This is a genomic window from Nocardia sp. NPDC049737 (assembly GCF_040674755.1).
GTDB lineage: Bacteria > Actinomycetota > Actinomycetes > Mycobacteriales > Mycobacteriaceae > Nocardia.
The window spans coordinates 171,830-190,818 of sequence record NZ_JBFANH010000013.1; the positions used below are offsets into that span (position 1 = coordinate 171,830).

At 63.6% G+C, this 18,989-nt stretch carries 14 protein-coding genes, 1 tRNA gene and 1 pseudogene; 11 read left to right on the top strand and 5 right to left on the bottom strand.

Annotated features, from left to right (window positions below; all coding sequences use genetic code 11):
- The first annotated feature begins 61 nt into the window (after positions 1-61).
- The 3 genes from AB0J47_RS19460 to AB0J47_RS19470 all read left to right on the top strand — a co-directional run bounded on the left by AB0J47_RS19460 (position 62) and on the right by AB0J47_RS19470 (position 2,197).
- Complete coding sequence (locus tag AB0J47_RS19460; RefSeq protein ID WP_364347281.1) at positions 62-265, top strand: hypothetical protein; 204 nt, start codon at positions 62-64, stop codon at positions 263-265.
- Between the two features lie 211 nt (positions 266-476).
- Positions 477-854: a DUF4870 domain-containing protein gene (locus tag AB0J47_RS19465; protein WP_364347283.1), complete on the top strand. Its 378-nt coding sequence runs from the start codon at positions 477-479 to the stop codon at positions 852-854.
- A gap of 659 nt (positions 855-1,513) precedes the next feature.
- Positions 1,514-2,197, top strand: a complete 684-nt coding sequence (locus AB0J47_RS19470; protein WP_364347285.1) for an EF-hand domain-containing protein — start codon at positions 1,514-1,516, stop codon at positions 2,195-2,197.
- A gap of 480 nt (positions 2,198-2,677) precedes the next feature.
- Here AB0J47_RS19470 and AB0J47_RS19475 read toward each other — a convergent pair whose 3' ends face one another.
- The gene (locus AB0J47_RS19475; protein WP_364347287.1) at positions 2,678-3,064 is read right to left on the bottom strand and encodes a helix-turn-helix domain-containing protein; all 387 of its coding nucleotides are present in this window, start codon (positions 3,062-3,064) and stop codon (positions 2,678-2,680) included.
- 101 nt (positions 3,065-3,165) lie between these two features.
- Here AB0J47_RS19475 and AB0J47_RS19480 point away from each other — a divergent pair, with 101 nt between their 5' ends.
- Positions 3,166-4,014: an alpha/beta hydrolase gene (locus AB0J47_RS19480; RefSeq protein WP_364347289.1), complete on the top strand. Its 849-nt coding sequence runs from the start codon at positions 3,166-3,168 to the stop codon at positions 4,012-4,014.
- Positions 4,015-4,787: 773 nt separating this feature from the next.
- Here the strand turns inward: AB0J47_RS19480 and AB0J47_RS19485 are convergent.
- On the bottom strand, positions 4,788-5,573 hold the full coding sequence (locus AB0J47_RS19485) for an IS3 family transposase (protein ID WP_364347291.1): 786 nt from the start codon (positions 5,571-5,573) through the stop codon (positions 4,788-4,790).
- A 143-nt stretch (positions 5,574-5,716) separates the two neighbouring features.
- Between AB0J47_RS19485 and AB0J47_RS19490 the strand changes: the two genes are divergently transcribed.
- From AB0J47_RS19490 to AB0J47_RS19520, 7 genes are all read left to right on the top strand, one after another.
- A complete protein-coding gene (locus AB0J47_RS19490; RefSeq protein WP_327098619.1) occupies positions 5,717-7,129 on the top strand; it encodes a family 2B encapsulin nanocompartment shell protein in 1,413 nt (470 codons plus the stop codon).
- Complete coding sequence (locus tag AB0J47_RS19495; RefSeq protein WP_327098620.1) at positions 7,113-8,267, top strand: polyprenyl synthetase family protein; 1,155 nt, start codon at positions 7,113-7,115, stop codon at positions 8,265-8,267. The genes AB0J47_RS19490 and AB0J47_RS19495 overlap by 17 nt, the downstream gene beginning before the upstream one ends.
- Positions 8,268-8,348: 81 nt before the next feature.
- The gene (locus AB0J47_RS19500) at positions 8,349-10,727 is read left to right on the top strand and encodes an FAD-dependent oxidoreductase (protein ID WP_364347294.1); all 2,379 of its coding nucleotides are present in this window, start codon (positions 8,349-8,351) and stop codon (positions 10,725-10,727) included.
- A gap of 899 nt (positions 10,728-11,626) precedes the next feature.
- The gene (locus AB0J47_RS19505) at positions 11,627-12,202 is read left to right on the top strand and encodes a hypothetical protein (RefSeq protein WP_364347296.1); all 576 of its coding nucleotides are present in this window, start codon (positions 11,627-11,629) and stop codon (positions 12,200-12,202) included.
- A 55-nt stretch (positions 12,203-12,257) separates the two neighbouring features.
- Positions 12,258-13,604 carry a Dyp-type peroxidase gene (locus tag AB0J47_RS19510; protein ID WP_364347298.1) on the top strand — a complete coding sequence of 449 codons (1,347 nt, stop codon included), beginning with the start codon at positions 12,258-12,260 and terminating at the stop codon, positions 13,602-13,604.
- Between the two features lie 128 nt (positions 13,605-13,732).
- Positions 13,733-14,884, top strand: a complete 1,152-nt coding sequence (locus tag AB0J47_RS19515; RefSeq protein ID WP_364347300.1) for a DUF4331 family protein — start codon at positions 13,733-13,735, stop codon at positions 14,882-14,884.
- A gap of 8 nt (positions 14,885-14,892) precedes the next feature.
- The gene (locus tag AB0J47_RS19520) at positions 14,893-15,966 is read left to right on the top strand and encodes a hypothetical protein (protein WP_364347303.1); all 1,074 of its coding nucleotides are present in this window, start codon (positions 14,893-14,895) and stop codon (positions 15,964-15,966) included.
- A 795-nt stretch (positions 15,967-16,761) separates the two neighbouring features.
- Here AB0J47_RS19520 and AB0J47_RS19525 read toward each other — a convergent pair.
- From AB0J47_RS19525 to AB0J47_RS19535, 3 genes and pseudogenes are all read right to left on the bottom strand, one after another.
- Positions 16,762-16,834 (bottom strand) — tRNA-Arg (locus AB0J47_RS19525).
- A gap of 414 nt (positions 16,835-17,248) precedes the next feature.
- Positions 17,249-18,094, bottom strand: coding sequence for a DUF1542 domain-containing protein (locus AB0J47_RS19530; protein ID WP_364347373.1), 846 nt, complete (start codon positions 18,092-18,094; stop codon positions 17,249-17,251).
- Positions 18,095-18,199: 105 nt separating this feature from the next.
- Positions 18,200-18,979 (bottom strand): annotated as a pseudogene (locus AB0J47_RS19535) (acyl-CoA dehydrogenase family protein); the annotation flags it as partial.
- Positions 18,980-18,989 lie beyond the last annotated feature (10 nt).

Sequence of the window (18,989 nt, forward strand, 5' to 3'; positions counted from 1 at the left end):
GTGTTCTGTCATGCTCGCGTGAATGGCCTCACGCGGATGGCCATGTCGGTGAGGATGCTTGATGATCGTCGAAACCATCCCTATGTGGACCGACCAGCAAATGCCGCATGGTTGTAGACATCTGTGCGCGCTCATGTCGGCAACCGCGCTGATCGAACCGGTCGGAGCGGTGCAGGCGACCTGCAAGTGGCTGTATCGATCCGAGGCCGACCGAACGCACCGCGCCATGACGATGACCGTGCAGCGACCCTTGCTCGAAGACTGACTCGGCTACTCTGCGGATCTTTCGGTGCTCGATTGTGTAATGAGCCATCACCCAGGCGTTTCGAGGTCGCCGGCAGTCGTCTCGTCGAGAGAACCACGTCCGGGATCCCGGTCGCCGGCTGGCCTGCGACCTGTGGGCTCGGGCTGAAACCTGGGATCGGTAGGTGGCGCGCGCGGCATCTACTTGCCCCATGACATCTTCTCAATCTCCCATGAACCAACCGCAGTCCGCCGGTTTGGACAAAAAGACCAGCGCGATCCTGTCGTACGCACTGGGGTGGCTCACCGGAATCATCTTTCTGTTCGTGGGAAAGAACGATCCCGATGTGAAATTCCATGCCTCGCAATCGATCGTCTTCTTCGGGGCGGTCTCGGTGGTCAATATTGTTCTGAGCATCGTCGGCTCGCTCCTCGGAGTCCTGGGGATCATCTTCAGCCTCGCCGGACTCGCAGTCGCGGTCTTCGCGGTCGTCGTCTGGATCATGGCCATGGTCCAGGCGAACAACACCGGCGGTGTCCGCGCGCAGCTTCCCATCGTCGGAAAATTCACTGCCCCCTATGCCGATCGGTTGGCCAACTCGGTCAAGTAGCGGCATATTCGAAGTCCCCAGCTGGATTTCGTCATCGAGGATGCTGTCGGCACCCCTGCCTGCGGGCCAGATGCGACAGTACGAAGATCAACGGCCCGAGGCTATCTCGGGCCGTTGGCGTCCGCGTGGAACGTCCGAGAATGCCGAATTGAGTGTGTTCAGCCAGCCGGTGACGACGCGTTTGGATCCGGCGAGTATGGCCGCAAGCTCACGACTGATGTTGGGTATCTACCGCTATATCCACTTACAGTTGCTACCTCGGCCGGACGCCGCTTCCCAGCGCCCCACAACACAAACCACTACTGAGACACGGCCTAGGCACGTCATGGACTACAACGCACGCAAGCAGGAGACCGTACGTGCGATTTATGACCGGCTCTTCCGCGCGGCGGGAATACTATAGGCACCCAGGCAACAACGGCACTCGGCACACCCTCATGCGGCTGCGTGGGCGTTCCAGCGAGTCGCTGTGCAGCCGGGCGGCGATCGCGCGTCTGACTCAATGTTCATCTATAGACCGCGGTCCTACCGGCGTGTTCACCGGTCGGCCGGTTGCACACCCACTGCCTATGCGACCACGTGGTGCTACCCGATGCGAAGACCGGCCGGCGAGTCGTCACTGTCGACGGCGGCAAGCCTTTGGAATAACGGCGTTGTGGTTGAGAGCCGGGAATCGGGATTCGTGGCGTGGCGCGGTCGGGATCAGCGGAGAATTCCGCTGGTGGCCGACCGGTCACGGTGCCGACGGTGTCGCGATCGGATTCGAGTGGATGGGGCAGGCCATGGAGATCAGTGAGTTCTTGACGCGCAAGCTGGAGCGGCGGTTCGAGACGTTCGACTTCGACGGAGACGGCCGGATCGAGCGCAGCGATTTCGACAGTTCGGCGCGCGCGGTAGCCGCGGAGTTCGGCCACGAGCCGGATTCGCCTGCCGCGCAACAGTTGCTGCAACTGAGCCTGCAGTTGTGGGGGCGCCTGGCATCGGCGGGCGATGTAGACATCGACGGATCGGTCGATCTATCCGAGTACAAGCAGGCTTTCGCGGAGGGTCTGCTGGTGACCGAGGAATCATTCGAACAGGGCTATCGGCCGTTCCTCGCAGCGATCATGGCGATCGCCGACTTCGACGGCGACGGCAAACTGAGCGCCGAGGAGCACGTCCGCTGGACGGGGGCGCTCATGCACCTGCCTGCCGACGATGCCCGCGAAATCCACCGCAGGCTCGACACCGACGGCGACGGCTTAGTCACCACTGACGATCTGCTACAAGCCATCCACGACTATTACTTCGACGAGAATCCGGAAGGTGTCGGCAGCTGGCTGCTCGGCAAACTACCCGGCTGACGCCAATTGTCGCCAATCGCGGCCGGCCTCCATATCGTTGACCAGACTCGCACACTGAGGACGTGTCTGGCTCTCGGATCCGTTCTGCGGCAGACACACAGCGACCAGCCTGCACAGTCCTTGCTGGTGACGTTCCTGTCGCAGGACAGGTAGTACCGGCTCGGACTCGACTACCGTGACAACGATTGGCTCTGCCCGCGAACTGTGGTGTCAGTTGTTCGCGAATCCTGGTGGCGTGTCGCCACTTACACCCACTTCGACGATGTTCACGAATGACGACGGCAGGGGTGGGGTCAGACCCAGCCGAGCATCCACTCCTTCTGTCGAACGCGCGGTAAGGCCGATTAGCGGATCATTCGCCTAATCGACCCGAGCGACGGCCGCTAGGTGCGCCGTCTCGTCTTCGACCCGCTGACGGCCACGTAACGCCGCCACACACCGTGGGAATCTTCGTGGCTATCGCCGGGATCGACCTGAGGGTCATGCGTGGTCCTCAGGTTTTGGGGCGGCGTCGATCTCGGCCATGTGCTCCTCCGCCCACGCCCGCAGCGCGGCCAGCGGATTTTCCAGGGAGAGCCCGAGATCGGTAAGGCGATAGTGAACGCGCGGGGGAACGGTGGGTTCGACGCGGCGGGCGACCAACCCGTCGCGGGACAGGCTTTGCAGAGTCACCGACAGCATCTTCTGCGATACGCCGGGCATCCGACGCTGCAGTTCGGCGAAGCGCACCTCGCCGGGCGCGGCCTCGGCGAGCAGTTTCACCACCATGGACACCCATTTGGTGCCGAGCCGATCCAGAAGCCGACGGGTCGGGCAGTCCGGAGCGAACAGATCCCCGCGCTGGCCTGTGCTGGTTCGGGTAGCCACCTGGAGCTCACCACCTGTATCGAAAGTGCCGTCTTGGCAGGCTACCTCAGGTTACCTACGGTCAGCTAGTAACTATCAGTAACCGGCTAGCGGAGGATCGAATGTCTCACGAACTGCCAGATCTCACAGTGCGGATGGTGGCAACCAACGGGATCAAAGCGAACGTGGCGATCGCCGGCACCGGACCGGCAGTCCTGCTGCTGCACGGCTTTCCACACACCTGGCAGCTATGGCGCGAGGTGATGGGCCCACTCGTCCGACGACACCGGGTGATCGCGCCGGACCTGCGCGGCCTCGGCGCCAGCACACGAGCACAGGACGGCTACGACGCGGGCACACTTGCCACCGACGCCGAGGGGCTGCTCGACGCCCTGGGTGAAACCAGCGCCTCCGTCGTCGCGATCGATGCCGGTGCTCCGCCGGCATTCCTACTGGCGATGCGGCGGCCCGAACGAGTCAACCGGCTGGTACTCATGGAATCGCTGCTGGGCACGCTGCCCGGTGCCGAAACCTTTCTAGCCGGTGGGCCGCCCTGGTGGTTCGGTTTTCACGCGGTGCCGGGTCTTGCCGAAAAAGTCCTTGCCGGAAACGAATCCGATTACCTCGACTGGTTTCTGACGACCGGAACCCAGGGTCGCGGCATCCCCGCACAAACCCGCGATGCCTTCGTCGCCGCCTACACCGGCACTGATTCCCTGCGGTGCGCTTTCTCCTATTATCGGGCGATGCCCACCAGCGCTGAGCAGATCCGGCGGGCTGTCGACACCGCCCGGCTCACCGTGCCGACGATGGCCATCGGATCCCACCCGGTCGGAACCACACTCGAAAACCAACTCCGTCCGGTCGCCGACACCTTGACCGGGCACTTGATCGAGGACTGTGGTCACATCATCCCCCTCGACCGCCCGGCGACGCTGGTGCCGCTACTCGTCGACTTTCTCGATTCCTGAAGGGCCAGAACCTGATCCGGCCGTAAGCGAAGTCCCGATATTACGTCCCTACAGCAACGCACGATAGTGCCGCTGAGCGGGTGATCGGTGGCGGTCGAGAGCGCAGGGGGTGTAGAAGCGTGCGCGACTCAATATTGTTGTTTTGCAACAAGTTCAGTGAAGCGGGGCATCGTTGATCGAAAGGGGGCGGGGTGTGACGCGCTCGTGTCGGTCGGCCCGGTTGTCCGGCGCGGACGGTCGCATTTGCTCGGTGTGGGTTCCCATGTTCGATGTGCCCTACAAGAACCGCGTCTGACCTGGCATTTCTCAATGCGGCTATTCCGGTATTGTCCGGAAAATCCTGTTGACCTGCGGAAACGCTGTCGCAGGTTTGTGCCCTCGGCAGGGCACGCAAAACATGGGCAACCGGAAAACGCCTGGTCATCGTGGGTGTTTATCCGATTTGACGTTCGGACGGATATGCCGTGTTGCAACTCCTGGACGCTATCCGGAGTTGCTGAACCCGCAGATCGCTGGAACGGTGATAGCGCTTGAGAAGAATCCTCAGACTTGCTCGCCGAAATTCCCCAGGCGGAGCAGGGTTTGAGGTTATCAGGTTGGGCGGTGTAGCGGGACGATTATGTTGTCTGTAGGGATGCTGGGCCGGGCTGCTTCTAGGGTGGTGAGTAGCGCGACAATGGTGATCGCTTCGCCGCAGTGGGGGCAGTGAACCGCCCTGGGTTTGGTAGCGATGCTGATGTTCCCCGGGTTTCGTGGAGTCGGAATACTGGACTTTAGGCCACGGGTTGGATGGATGACTGCATCATCTCGTACTCGATCGGGGATCGCATTCCGAGGGCCGAATGACGGCGTCGACGGTTGTGGAAGATCTCCAGGTATTCGAAGATCGCGTTGGCCAGCTCGATTCTGGTTCTCCATCGTTGCCGGTTCAGTAGCTCGATTTGCATTCTGCCCCAAAAGGATTCGATGACGGCGTTGTCGTAGCAGTCGCCGATCGAGCCCATCGACGGGACCAGCCCCGACTGGCGGGCCCTGTCGGTGAAGGCCCAGGGCGTGAATTGCACCCCGTGGTCGGAATGAATGATCGTCCCGGCCCGCGGTGAACGGTTGGCGATGGCCATTCCCAGCGCGTTGGTCACCAGCGCGGCGGTCTGGGTCGAGTCGATCGACCAGCCGACGACCCGGCGGGAGAACGTGTCGAGCACGACCGCGCAGTACACCTTGCCTTCCCGGGTGTGATGCTCGGTAATGTCGGTGACCCACAACTGATTTGGCCGCGATCGCGTGAACGACCGGCTGACCAGATCGCCAGGCAACAGTCGCCGCCGCCTCTCGGTCCGCCCGGTCGCCACCAGCACCTCATCGACCGGATCCGGACCCACAACCCTCGTCAGCACACCCAGACCGATCCGATCAGTCAGCCGACCGGCCGCCTCCAACTCCGCCACGAACCGGCGCCATAGTCCGAAACCAACTGCTGCACAGCCGATCTCATATGCGGACCGAATCAGCACCAGTCCACGGCGTTGACCTGAGCAAACCTCCAAAGTTAACGGCATTGCTACCAAACCCAGGGCGGTTCACCGACACCGAATGGGATCGGCTCGAATCGCCTGCAACACACTGGCGATCTTGCTGAGATCAGGTCATTGTGACACCGTCTGTCCCGTCTATATCTGTCTATTGTGAATGGTGGTGAGTCGTGCCAGAGTTCAACGGGCACAACGGCGCCGGGCAGCTCAGTCTGAGCACAGCGGCCGCGCGCAAGCTGTCGTCGACGACCAAGTCCGTACCGCAGATGCAGGGCATCACCCCGCGCTGGCTGCTTGACCAGTTGCCTTGGGTGGAGGCCAGGGGTGGTGCGTACCGGGTCAACCGGCGGCTGAACTACACGCTGGGCGACGGGCGACTGAACTTCCACGCCACCGGCAATGCGGTACAGGTCATTCCGGCCGAGCTGACCGAACTCCCATGGCTGCGGAATTTCGCCGATACCGACGCGTTGCAAGCCCTTGCCGACAGATTCACCCAACATGAATACGAACCGGGGGAAGTGTTGGTAGCGGCAGGCACTCAAGCCGACCAGCTCCATCTGCTCGTACACGGACGGCTCACCAAACTCAGCGAAGGCGAGTTCGGGGAAGAGTCGATCCTGGAAATCATCGCCGACGGTGACTATTTCGGCAACGAAGCATTGATCGGCCCCGAGAGTGCCTGGAATTACTCGATCAAGGCCACCACAGCCTGCACGGTGATGTCACTGCCAAAGTCGGCCTTCCAGGAGCTGCTCGAACAGTCCGAGGCACTGCGCGACCAGCTGGAGCGCTATCAAGCGACCAGAGGAAAATCGCAGAACGCTCATGGCGAGGCCGGTGTGGACGTCATGTCCGGTCATCGCGGTGAGGTTCCCATCGCAGGCACATTCGTCGACTATGAACTCGAGCCACGCGAATACGAGCTGAACATCGCGCAGACCATCCTTCGAGTGCACACCCGGGTCTCCGACCTCTACAACGAACCGATCGACCAGCTCGAGCAGCAACTGCGACTGACCATCGAAGCGGTGCGGGAGCGTCAGGAGTACGAGCTGGTCAACAACAAGGAATTCGGCCTGCTGCACAATGCGGACTTCAGCCAACGGATCTACACCCGTAGCGGCCCGCCCACTCCGCACGACATGGATCAGTTGCTTAACACCGTCTGGAAGAACCCCAGTTTCATTCTCGCCCATCCGGATGCCATTGCCGCCTTCCGCGACGAGTGCACCCGACAGGGTGTTTCCCCGGAAACCATCCACGTCCCCGGCGGTCGACTGTCCGCATGGCGCGGTGTGCCCATCTATCCCTGCTGGAAAATCCCGATCAGCGATCGGCGCACCACGTCGATCATGGTGGTGCGCACCGGCGAAGCGGAACGGGGCGTCATCGGTCTGCGCAAGACCGGCCTGGTCGACGAGTACGAGCCCGGCCTGAGCGTGCGGTTCATGAGCATCGACGAGAAGGCGATCGTCAACTACCTGATCACCTGCTACTACTCGGTGGCCGTGCTGGTGCCGGACGCCCTGGGCGTGCTGGAGAACGTTCAGCTCGGGAGCGCCCATGGCCCCCACCGCTGATGCGGACCCCTTCGCGCGCGCCCGTGAGCTGATCACCCCCGGCCTACAGGCAGCGGTGGACCAGATGAACCCAGCGACGCGCCAGGTCATCGGCTACCACTTCGGCTGGTGGGACGAACAGGGCCGTCCCCAGGCAGAAGGTGCGGGCAAGGCGGTGCGGCCCACTTTGGCGATGCTCGCGGCGCGGGCCGTCGGCGGCACCGCCGAACGCGCGACCAACGCGGCCATCGCGGTCGAGCTGGCGCACAACTCCTCATTGCTGCATGACGACGTCATAGACTCCGACCGCACCCGGCGCCACCGCCCCACCGCGTGGACGGTCTACGGCATACCTGCAGCCATCCTCGCCGGTGACGCCCTGGTAACACTGGCTACTGAGGCTCTCATCGCCGACAGGCCGCCGCTGGCCACCGAGGGGGTGCCTCGACTCAATGCGGCACTGCTGCGGGTGGTTGACGGCCAAGTCGCCGACATGGCGTTCGAAGGCCGGTCTGACGTGCGGCTCGACGAGTGCATCGAGATGGCCGGCAACAAGACCAGCTCATTGTTCGCCGCCGCGTGCGAGCTTGGCGCGATTGCCGCCGGAGCCACGCCACAACGAGTCCGGCAGCTACGCCAGTTCGGCGAGCACCTCGGCCTCGCATTCCAACTCGTCGACGATCTCCTCGGCATCTGGGGCGATCCGGCCACCACCGGCAAGCCCGTACTGTCCGACCTACGTACCCGCAAGAAGTCACTGCCAGTGGTGGCCGCCCTGGTCACTGGCAACAGCGCCGCCAGGCGGTTGGCCCAGCTGTACTATCGCGCCGATCCGCTGGACGATGCCGATCTGCGGACCTGCGCCGAGCTCATCGAGCAGGCTGGGGGACACTCTTGGGCACGTGCGGAAGCGCAGCGCCAACGCGATGCGGCTCTGAAGTGTCTACGGGCGGCGAATCCGGAGTCGAAAGCCGCAGCGGAACTAATGTCCATCGCGCAACGGCTCAGCGCTGTGCCCAACACGACTGGGCCCAACACGACGGCACTGGATATCACCGACATCACTGGGGCGATCCCCGTGCGCCCCAACGGTTTCGGCACCGCCACCGCGCGGCAAGCTGTTGGCAGGCGCGCGACGGTGACTACCTCTGCTCTGTAGTTCGGCGTGGGTTTCGTTGATCGGGCCGATATCCGCTCACGCGCGACCCCCATCGCGCTCGACGATATGGAAGGAATACAGATGGCTCCGAGTGTTGCGGTCATCGGCTCCGGTGTGTCCGGTATGACTGCGGCCTACTTGCTGCGCAACAAGTTCGAGGTCACCGTGTTCGAGGCAGACTCCCGCCTGGGCGGTCACGTCGACACCCGGCATCCCGAACCCGGCTGGCCTGCGGAGATGGCGTTCGCGATTGCCAGCACCATCCACTACCCGAACTTCACCCGGCTAGTGAAGGACCTCGGAGTGGCGACTAAGCCAGTGGACGTGTCCACGGAGGTGTCGTGCTCCGACTGTGGATTCGCCCACCGCAGCGACGATCCCATGGAGCTGGCCAGCCTCCCGTGCCGCCCACCTGGCGTCAGCGAACACGTCTGGCACCGATGCGTCGAGGACTCCAAGCGATTCGTGTCGCACCTGCGAGAGGCCATTCACGCCGAGCCGGACACCACCCTCGAGCAGTTTCTGCTCAAGGAAGAGTTTTCCACTTACTTCGCTGAGCACTTCGTCTACCCCCGGTTGCGGGTATGGCTCCTGACGGACCTCAGGTACACCCCCATCGGGTATCTGACCAACGTGCTGGACCGCTACGGGCTCCTCGGCGGTGCCGAGGCATTCCGATCCTGGTACGTGCTGTCCGAAGGTAGTGCGGCCTACATCAAGCGCATCGCCGCTACCGTGACCTCGATCAAAACCTCGACACCGGTACGCGCGGTCAGCCGTACCGGCGACGGAGTCGCCATCCGGGACGCCGCCGGGAACATCCACCACTTCGACAAGGCCGTGCTGGCCTTGCACGCCCCGCAGGCGCTCGCCTTGCTCACCGAACCCACCGCCGAGCAACGGTCCGTACTCAACGCGTTCGACTACACGCCGCTCGAGGCGGTGCTGCACACGGACGAGAGCATGCTGCCCACCGGATCAGGCAGCGCCGGTGTCGCGATCCAACTGTCCTGTACTAACCCACATCTGCCGCCGCTCACTGCCCACGCAAACATGAATCGAATGCGCGGTGAGACATCGTCCACGACGTACTGGGTGACCTACGACCCCTTCACTCCGGTGAATCCGGCCAGTGTGCTGGCCCGTGAGGTCTTCCGCCACCCGACCATGACCCTGCGGTCCGCCGCGGCCCAACGCCGCCTGCCCGCGCTGTCCGATCACGTCCTCGCCTTCGCGGGCTCTTACCATGGCGACGGCTTCCACGAATCCGGCTGCGCCTCGGGGGTCGCGGCGGCGGAGGCACTCACCGGCAAGGATGCCGAGACCCTGTTCACGGAAGCAGCGTTCAAGGAAGCAGCATCCCCGAGCGTGCACACCGCGAATCGAACCCCGGACCGGTCCCGGCCCAAGCCACGGGGCCGCGCGGTACGCCTCCCGTCGACAGGCCGCCCTCCGATCAGGCACCTTCGACCGCCCGGCCTTGACGTCCTTCACTTCTCCGGGCGCCGCGCCCTTGCCGCCGTCCCCGACGCCGGCCACCGCGCGATGGTCGCCAGCGTCCTGGCCTCCGGCCTGGTCGACGAAATGATCGCCCGCACTGCGGACTTCGACCCGCCCATCAACCTCGCGCAGGTCCGCGCCAACGTCAACACGCTCACCACCGAGTTCGAGGCCTTTGGCGTCACCGTTCCCGCTGCCACCACCAGGGACCTCACGCAGATGCGCGCCCTGCTGGTGCCCGTCGCCGACGACGCGCTCGCCCTTGCCCTCGACCGCCTCTGGGTATTCACCCTCAACGTCGACGATGTGTGCTGCCACGATCCCGTGGAAGCCGAAGCCATCATGCGGGACGGCATGCTGGCTGGGCAGTCCGCATCATCGTCGTACACCGGATACATCCAGCACATGTTCACCGAAGTCGCGCGGTTCTGTGATCCGACATTCCTAGCCGTCTACAAGACCTTCTTCTACAACGCGATTACCGGCGTCCTCATGGAGGCAGAGTTCACGCCGGAAGCGTCCGACGAGATCGACAGTGACTTCGTCCGCACTTTCAACGGCTACGGCCAGTTCTGGTTCACCTCACTTCAGTTCATCGACCCCTGCTTGAGCGCCCACCGCAATCGGGCATTCTGGTCGGCGGCGCTGAGCTCCGGTGAGGCGTTTCTCAGCGACATGAATGACGTCCTGTCCTTCTACAAGGAGGCGGTGCATGGTGAGGACTTCCTCGTCAGCAGGATCTATCGCCGCTCGGTACAGGAGAACATTCCTTACCTCGCCGCCTACCGCAGGAGCCTCGACGGCGGCCGGGCCGCCTACCGCCGAATCCTGGATCTCGCCACTGACGAGCAACGCCCGCACCTAGACCGCTTCTTGACCGGCTACGTGTACTGGCACTTCCACTGCCGTCGCTGCCGCTGGCAGGACATCTACCCTGGCCTGCCCCCGATCGACATCTAATATGTCGGCGGTGTGGAAGGAGAACGCATTGCCACCGCCCAGGCGAAGGCGCTTGCCGCACTGTTGAAATGGCAAGCGGACCATTGCGACGTCGACCGGTGCTGAATTTAGCGCGCTGACGACTTGGTTCCTGGTCTCGTGCTGCTAGAGGTTTGTACCAGGGTAGCCGTTTGACCTGTGCGTCTTCAGTGTGCGCGAAATCGCGTATGAACGACGAATAGTGCCTTTGAGGGATCGTACCTGCGACGCCAAAAGTCGCCTTAGCCTGCGGAAACACTGCCGCAGGTAAGTGCTCTCGGCAGGACACGCAAAACATGGGCAACTGAAAAACGCCTGGTCATCGTGGGTACCTACCCGGTCTGACGATTGCGGTGCGCCCGCACGGATCGGTTCCCCGTTCCCAACTTCGTCGTGCCCAGGGCAGGGCGTGTCGAACGTTCGCGGGAGAGTTGACCGGCGGGGCGGTCGGCGGCGGGGTTCTGGGCACGTGGCTGTCACGTTCGTATCAAAAACTCCATTTGCTTGTGATCTTTTTGCAGAGCTATAACAATTGTCTCTCCAATCGGGGGCACATACGTCAATGTTCCGTCTCGTTCGTTGGCATCACGGAGTCCGGCCCGACTTGTGCAGAAATGTTGCAGGAAGCGGGAATCCGTGAGAGTTGCGAAGTTTGTCTTCACGTCGGGGAAACGTCGTGGGCGACGGATCGATGTGGAAGACTCGATCGTGGCGGGCGGCTCCACACAGGCGGAGACCCTCGTGGGTGACGAGAGGCCTTGTTCTCGTTGCCGGCTATCAGGATCTGGTACTTCGAAATCCCTTTGCTGGTCTGGTTCATGAACCGGACGGGCGAGGAGTGAGTCACACGTCAGAAGTGACCGACTACGAAGGAGATAGCCATGGCGAGTACGCAACAGGCAACGCCGGCCAGGCGGCCACGAAAGGGCAAGAAGAGCGGGCCGGTGACCGAGTATTGCGCCTTGTGGCATATAAAGCCCGGACATGCCGAGCAGGTGATCAATGAGATTGCGGCGGGCCTTTCGAGCCGGGGGGATGTACGGGACATGTATAAGAAGATCGGCGTTCACGACGCCAGGTATGTGGTTCTCGACAACGGTACGCGGCTTCTCATCACGATTAGCTTCGACTTGGATTTCGACCCCTACTTCGATGACGCCATCGCATCCCTGGTTGGCGGCGACAAGAGCCAGATCAAGTTCGGCTGGATGAATCACCTTGTGGAGGCACCCGAAGGCGGCTACGACTCCATGTCGTGGGAGGAGTTCAAGAATTGGCTGGTCGAGACTCAGACGGAAGCCGATATCTTCGCCAATACCAACGACGCGACCGTGCAAGAGATCGACAAGGCGCTGCGTGTGCAGCAGGCGTTCCAACAGGTGCTCGACCACCCCGATGCCGCGCAGGCGCTCCAGCACCCGGCGTTGAAGCCGCTGCTGGAGGAAGCGGCGGGCTGAACCCGCACGGCGCAACGGTTGGCGGAGGCCACCGGTTATGGAGACGAACGTATCCATGGCAACAGTAGAAGAAGAGCCTGTCGTGCTCGAATTGGATGATATCCAGAACGGGGCCATACATCCGCGGCCCTCGCCGTATGTCGGCGCCTATATTGTGCTGCGCATCGACGACCGGCGCGCCGGTCGCGAGCTGTTACGCAGGCTGATTCCGGCGATCGCCGACGCCACCAGTCCGATGGATCCAAGCCACCAGGCTTGGGTCAGTGCCGGACTCACCTTCCGGGGCCTCGAGGCGCTGGGTGTTGCGCAGGACTCGCTCGACAGCTTCCCCCTGGCGTTCCAGCAGGGCATGGCCGCGCGCGCGGCAGAGCTGGGGGATGTCGGTGACAGCGCCCCCGAAAACTGGGAGAAGCCGTTTGGGACCCCGGATGTCCATGTCGGGCTCAGCGCGCTCTCGCCCGACGCGGCGCGGCTCGAGCCCGTACTCGCCCGTGCCCGGACGGCGTTTGAGGGACTCTCCGGGGTCACCGCTCTATGGAGCCTGGATTGTCACGTGCTGCCCACGGAGAAAGAAGCCTTCGGGTTCCGGGATGGCATCAGTCATCCAGCAATTGAAGGCAGCGGTATTCCGGGATCGAACCCCCGAGAGAAGCCCCTTAAGGCGGGCGAGTTTTTGCTGGGCTATGAGAATGAGCGGCATGAGCTGTCTCCGATGCCGCGGCCCGAGGTCCTGGGTAAGAACGGCACCTACGTCGCTTTTCGCAAGCTGCACCAACGCGTTGCGGCGTTTCGCCAGTATCTGAAGGCGAACTCCTCGAGCCCGGAAGAGGAAGACTTTCTCGCGGCGAAGATGATGGGGCGCTGGCAGAGCGGCGCGCCATTGGCGCTATGTCCCATGCACGATGACCCTCAGTTAGGTGCCGACCCGAAACGCAACAACGATTTTCTTTTCAAGGAAGACGATCCGCAGGGCTTGAAAACCCCTCCCGGCTCGCACATTCGACGTCTGAATCCGCGCGACTCGGACATCAGCGGCTTCGCGCGTTTTCATCGCATGATCCGGCGCGGCACCAGTTACGGCCCGATGCTTGCGCCCGGGGGCATCGAGGACGATGGCGCCGAACGAGGGTTGGCGTTCGTCTTTGTCGGCGCGAACTTGGAGCGGCAATTCGAGTTCGTCCAGTCGGAGTGGGTGAACAAGGGGCAGTTCTTTCATGGCCCCGTCGGCGATAAGGACCCGATCGCGGGCGCGAACAGCGGAAGCGATCACTTCACCATCCCCCAACAGCCGATTCGCCGGCGGCTACAGGGTTTGCCGGCTTTCGTCGTCACACGGGGAGGCGAGTATTTCTTCGTGCCCGGCCTGCGCGCCCTGCACTGGTTGGCCGATCTCGAGACCTGACGAGGAGAACGCAGCGATCTGACGCGCCCTGGCCCGCCCGCACTTCCCGACGGGATGGTCGGCACCTGCGCTGGATGAAATCGCGCTCCACCAGAGTCTTTTCGATGGTCTACAGGAGTTGGTGAGAAATGTCTGACCATAATTCCGGGCCTCGGGCCTTAGCAGATCCCGTTGTGGACATCACCGACGTCTACGCCTTCCCCAGTCCGGAACAGCCCGGCTGTCTAGTCCTGGTGCTCAACGTGTTTCCGAACGCAGAACCAGCCGCGCTGTTCTCCGATGCGGTCGACTACCGATTCCGGCTGCGGCCGGTCACGATCCCGGGCGGAACCGCTCCCGCGTTTGTTGTCGGCGAGAAGGAATACACCTTCAGCTTCCGTTTCGCGGGCCCGGTCGAGCACCAGGCCGGCTCGCCGCTCGCGCAGGAAGGCACCTGCACCGCCTCGACCGGCCAGACCGCGTCCTTCCTGGTGAACGACGAACAGGGTGGAAAGGCTCACGGCCTGCGCGCCTTTGCCGGACGGCGGATGGATCCATTTTTCTTCGACGGCGTCCGGGCGGCGCAAACCATCATGACCCGACAGCTGGCGTTTGTCAGCGTCGGCGACAGCAGGCAGTACCGCCAAAACGTCCTCAGCATCGTCGTCGAGCTCGACATCGCCACGACTTTCGGGGCGGACGCCGGACCGCTGTTTGCCGTCGTTGGCGAAACGATGATTCCCGGGCCGATCACGGTCCGTCTGGAGCGCTTCGGCCGCCCCCTGATGAAGAGCGTCGTCCTCGGCGCAAAGGACTTCGATACCGTCAACCGGGATCTGGATATTCGCGATCTGTATAACCAGGAGGACCCATATAACCTGGGGCCGACATACCTTGCTGCGTATCGGGCGCGGATGAACGCGAATCTCGGCTTCTGGGATGGCCTCGACCACAAGACCGACTGGCCGCCGGACGCGCACGGCACCCACCCTCTGACCGAGCTGCTGTTGGCCGATTTCATGGTGATCGATGTGTCGAAACCGTATGCCGAGGATAGCTACTTCGAGATCGAGCGGGCGTTACTGAAGGGCGCCAGCCATCAGAGCTGTGGTGGCCGAAGCCTCAATGACGATGTCGGAGACACCATTGTGACGACGCTGGTCAATGCCGGCAACGGCGCCCGGATCAGCGACGGTGTCGACCAACAGGCAGTTCGGGCCTCTCGCACCTTCCCATATCTCGTTCCCCCGGAACTGAACCCTCCGGCCAAGATCGAGCTTTCCCTTGACAAGTCCGGGTGAGGACGGTGATGACGAGACGCAGCGACCCGGCAGCCACCGGCGGGATGATCGATGGCGAGTTACCAACGACGGCAGGTGTTCTCGCGCTGGCGAATCTGCAAGCGCAGATCGACGGCCAGCAGCGGATGGCCCTCGGGGGAGGGCTCGATGTTGGTGGTCGAGCCGAGCTCATTGAACTAGTGGCGCTGCGGGGGCACATCCTCGGTTGCATCGCAGACTACGAATGGGCGCAAGCGCGGGCCGAACAGCTCGCGCGCGATCGCCCCGCCGACGACGTAGCCCTCATCGCTCGCGCCCGGGCGCGGGCGACATTCCATCGCTTCACCGATGCGCTGGGTGACCTCGATGAAGCCCGGCGGCTCGGAGCAGATGCCGCCGTGGTGGATGCCGAACACGCCGCGATCCTGCAGGCGGTCGGACGCTACGGCGAAGCCCTCACATTCATGCGGGAGGCTGTGAAACGCCGAGCCGATTTCGCCTCTGTCGCGGCGCTGGCTTCGCTCTGCGCTGAGAGCGGGGATGTGGCCACCGCTGAGTATCTATTCGACGAGAGTCGGGATCACTACCGTGGGGTCTCGCCGATTCCGCTGGCGCAGCTCTACTTTCGGCGCGCCCAAATGTGGCTCGCGCAGGGGAATCTCCCACACGGGCACAGTTGGCTCAGTGCCGCGCATCGCCGCCTTCCGGCCTACGCCCCCGCGCAAGGCCATCTGGCCGAAGTCGAGGCGGCCCTCGGCGAGACCGACTCCGCGATCGCCCGGCTGCACCCGCTGACGATCTCCTCCGACGACCCTGACTACCCGGCACAACTCGCCCGCATACTGAGCGAGGTCGGCCGCGTAGAAGAGGCTCGTGAATGGTGTGCCCGGGCGGCAGCCCGCTACGACGAACTGGTCGCGCGACATCCCGAGGCCTTCGCCGACCACGCAGCGGAGTTCTGGCTCAACGCAGGTGCCGACCCCCATCGGGCACTACAACTCGCGAAGAGGAACCTCGAGGTCCGCCAGACACTACGGGCCCATGAGCTCCTCTCTCGCGCCACGCGTGCAGTTGACGGTGCTCGGACCGGAGACAGGAGATAGGCGTAGCGGACGTCATCGTTATCGGTGCCGAACCGGCCAGTATGTTCGCCACACAAGCAACGGTGCGCCCTCATTGGGGCATCATCTCTTCTGCAGACCGAACAGTTAGGGTTGTTGCCGTCCGGTTCCTGTGGGTACATGGCCTCGTTCGCGTACCGCATTCCACGCCAACCTATTTCACGCTCACCGCAGCGGCTATCGGGCACCTCGCCGGACGCGACCCCCGGTCGAATAGACCGGCGCTGACCGCAGGCGTCATCGTCGGGCGGATCGGCTCTCGTCTGCGCGCATGCCCGAGTTGGAGTGTGATCTGATCGAGAACCTTGCGCGTGGCTGCGAGCAACGAGGTCGATCCCGTCGACTCGGTGATATCCGAGTCGGACGTGCCGGTGAGCCGGGTCTCGATGGGCGACCGGGGCGGAGGTGACGACCATGCATCAGCCGGATCGGACGGTAGTCCGGTCGGGATACCTGTCCAACGGGTGTCGACATGGTGTGTGACGGGTTGACGGCGTCCTTCGAGGTTCGATGCGTCGGTGGTGCGGAAGGAGAGCGCATCGCTGCCGCGCAGGCGAAGGCGCTTGCCGCGCTGTTGAAATGGCAGGCGGGTTGCTCCGAAGTCGGCCGGTCCTGAATTCCGGCGAGTTGCCGGCCCGGTTGCCCATGTTTTGTGTTTCCTGGGGGGCTCGCACCAAGGCAACCGTTTGACCTGCACCTTTCGGTTTTGTTGGCTATCCGGAAGCGATGCACAGATCAGGAAAACCTGTTGACCTGCGGAAACGCGTCGCAGGTTTGTGCCCTCGGCAGGATTCGAACCTGCGACACCCGCTTTAGGAGAGCGGTGCTCTATCCCCTGAGCTACGAGGGCTGAACTGGTGGCGCCGGGGCACCGGTTTGGGACGACCGGGAGTCTACCGGTTCGGGGGCGGGTGGGCCGCATCGATTTGGTCGGGGGTGTGATGCGGGCGAGATCGGCTGCCGGGTAGTGGGTGGACATAGGCCTAGTTGCCAATACGGGAAACTGGGCGGGACGACGCAACTGTCTCAGACAATGAAGCGGCAAAAGTGCGCTCGGAACTATCCCCAGCCGCAACAACGTGTGGTCGAGATCTGGTCGCTCCCGTCGCATCGCCCGTGCGCAGGCGGTCACCTCCACCCGCATCGGCCGCGCTCAGGCGGTCAACTCCACTCGTATCGGCCGCGCTCAGGCAGTCAACTCCACTCATAACGGCCGTGCTCAGGTGGCTAACTCCACCCGTATCGGCCGTGCTCAGCCAGGCCGTCAGAACCCGCCGTTGAAGCCGCCTCCATCAAACCCGCCGCCGTCGAAACCCCCACCATCGAACCCGCCACCGGAGTCGTACCCGCCACCGGAGTCGTACCCGCCACCGGAGTCGTACCCGCCCTGATCGCCGGAGTACCCGCCCTGATCACCCGAGTCATGCCCTTGATCGCCACCCGCCGCGTCGAGCGCATCCTGATACCCCTCGCCGTAACCACTTTCGAACCCCTGCACGTCATACCCCACCCCGGACATCCCGGAGAACAGCGATGAGAACAGTAGGGCGGACCCCAAACCCCAAGCGCCGCCGATCAATGCGGGTCGCCACCATGGCTCGGAGTACCAGCCCGCGGGCACCGGCCGCCCGGCGACGCGGCCGCCCGGATGGTAGTTCGGCGTCTCCGCGGAGGGATTCGGCGAAGCGGCGACCTCGCGGCCCTCGTATTCGACGACGCGCTTCTCGGTGACCCGCCCTGCGGTGTCCTGACCGTCCAGCGCCGGAATCACCGGGCCCGGATCCAGCAACATCGCAGTACGCGCCGCGCGGATGTAGTACATGCCCTCGACCGCGGTCTGCTTCGCCAACCGCGCCTGGGCCGGCGTGTGCGCCTGCTCGATCTGCGAGCCGGCCGCGATATGCCGCTCCGAGGCGTCGGCGAGTGCCTGCTTCGCTGCCTCGTCGCTGCTGTTGAGGTTGTAGACCTGACCCCCGAGCCGCTCGATCATCTGCCTGGCGTCGGCGGCCGCATCATCGAACTCGCGTACCGCACGCTGTTTGGTCTGCTGCGTCTGATAGATGACGTAGGCCGCCGCGAGCAGGATCACAACGCCGATCAGTACCCACAGCATCGCTCGCGCCCTTTCGTCATCGGTCCAGGTCGCCCCGAGTTTACTGGGGGATTGCTGAGACTCGGCTGAGCTTCGGCGGGCGGTGTCCCGCCGTGTCCATTGTCCGGCGAGCCGGCGGGCGATGACCAGACGTTGGATCTGATTGGTTGCCCTCGAAGATCAGCATCACCTTGGCCTCGCGCATAGCGCTCCGCCGGGAAGTCCTGCGTGTAGCCGTAGCCGCCGAACACCTGCACGGCATCTGTGGTGACATTCATCGCGGCATCGGTGGCGATTAGTTTGGCGACACTTGCCTGACGCGAGTGGGGGAGTCCGGCATCGCCGCGCCGCGCGGTAGGTCGCGCGCGCCGAATCCACGGCCGCGGCCATATCGGCGAGTACGAAACCGGGGCTCTGATGGTCGATGATGTGGCGGCCGAAATCGAGGGTGCGCTGCGCGAGTCCCGTCGCGATCGCCGCAATGCCGAGGCGACCCGAGTCCAGAGCGCTGAATGCGATCGAAAGCCCTTGTCCCTCAACATCTATCAGTCTTTCCGCAGGTAAAAAGGCATTGTCGTAGGCGGCGGTGGTCGGAATTCCACGCAGCCCATCTTCTCTTCGGACTTACCGGAACTCAGACCTTCGGTGTCGCTGGGCGCCAGGAAACAGGAGATGCCGCGCGAACCCTCGCCGGTCCTGGCGAAGTTCGCCGCCACCGAACTCCTCCGGATACGGCAGGCTCAGCAATCCCGCCGCGCCGAGTGCGGGGAAGACGCCGTCCGGAAAGGTTCCGGTCCTCTCGGATTCGACCACGCGTGGCTCGAGCACCTTGTCGGCGATATCGCGGGTGAGCTCGATCAGGCTGCGAGCCTCGGGCGTCGGCGGCATCCGGTCAACAGGCATATCACCTGCC

What these genes read in the sequence shown, in the direction of transcription:
- AB0J47_RS19480 (WP_364347289.1), top strand. Translation starts at nt 3,166, where the DNA reads ATGTCTCACGAACTGCCAGATCTCACAGTGCGGATGGTGGCAACCAAC.
- AB0J47_RS19515 (WP_364347300.1), top strand. Translation starts at nt 13,733, where the DNA reads ATGTCTGACCATAATTCCGGGCCTCGGGCCTTAGCAGATCCCGTTGTG.
- AB0J47_RS19495 (WP_327098620.1), top strand. Translation starts at nt 7,113, where the DNA reads ATGGCCCCCACCGCTGATGCGGACCCCTTCGCGCGCGCCCGTGAGCTG.
- AB0J47_RS19510 (WP_364347298.1), top strand. Translation starts at nt 12,258, where the DNA reads ATGGCAACAGTAGAAGAAGAGCCTGTCGTGCTCGAATTGGATGATATC.
- AB0J47_RS19465 (WP_364347283.1), top strand. Translation starts at nt 477, where the DNA reads ATGAACCAACCGCAGTCCGCCGGTTTGGACAAAAAGACCAGCGCGATC.
- AB0J47_RS19520 (WP_364347303.1), top strand. Translation starts at nt 14,893, where the DNA reads ATGACGAGACGCAGCGACCCGGCAGCCACCGGCGGGATGATCGATGGC.
- AB0J47_RS19500 (WP_364347294.1), top strand. Translation starts at nt 8,349, where the DNA reads ATGGCTCCGAGTGTTGCGGTCATCGGCTCCGGTGTGTCCGGTATGACT.
- AB0J47_RS19485 (WP_364347291.1), bottom strand. Translation starts at nt 5,573, where the DNA reads ATGCCGTTAACTTTGGAGGTTTGCTCAGGTCAACGCCGTGGACTGGTG.
- AB0J47_RS19505 (WP_364347296.1), top strand. Translation starts at nt 11,627, where the DNA reads ATGGCGAGTACGCAACAGGCAACGCCGGCCAGGCGGCCACGAAAGGGC.
- AB0J47_RS19460 (WP_364347281.1), top strand. Translation starts at nt 62, where the DNA reads ATGATCGTCGAAACCATCCCTATGTGGACCGACCAGCAAATGCCGCAT.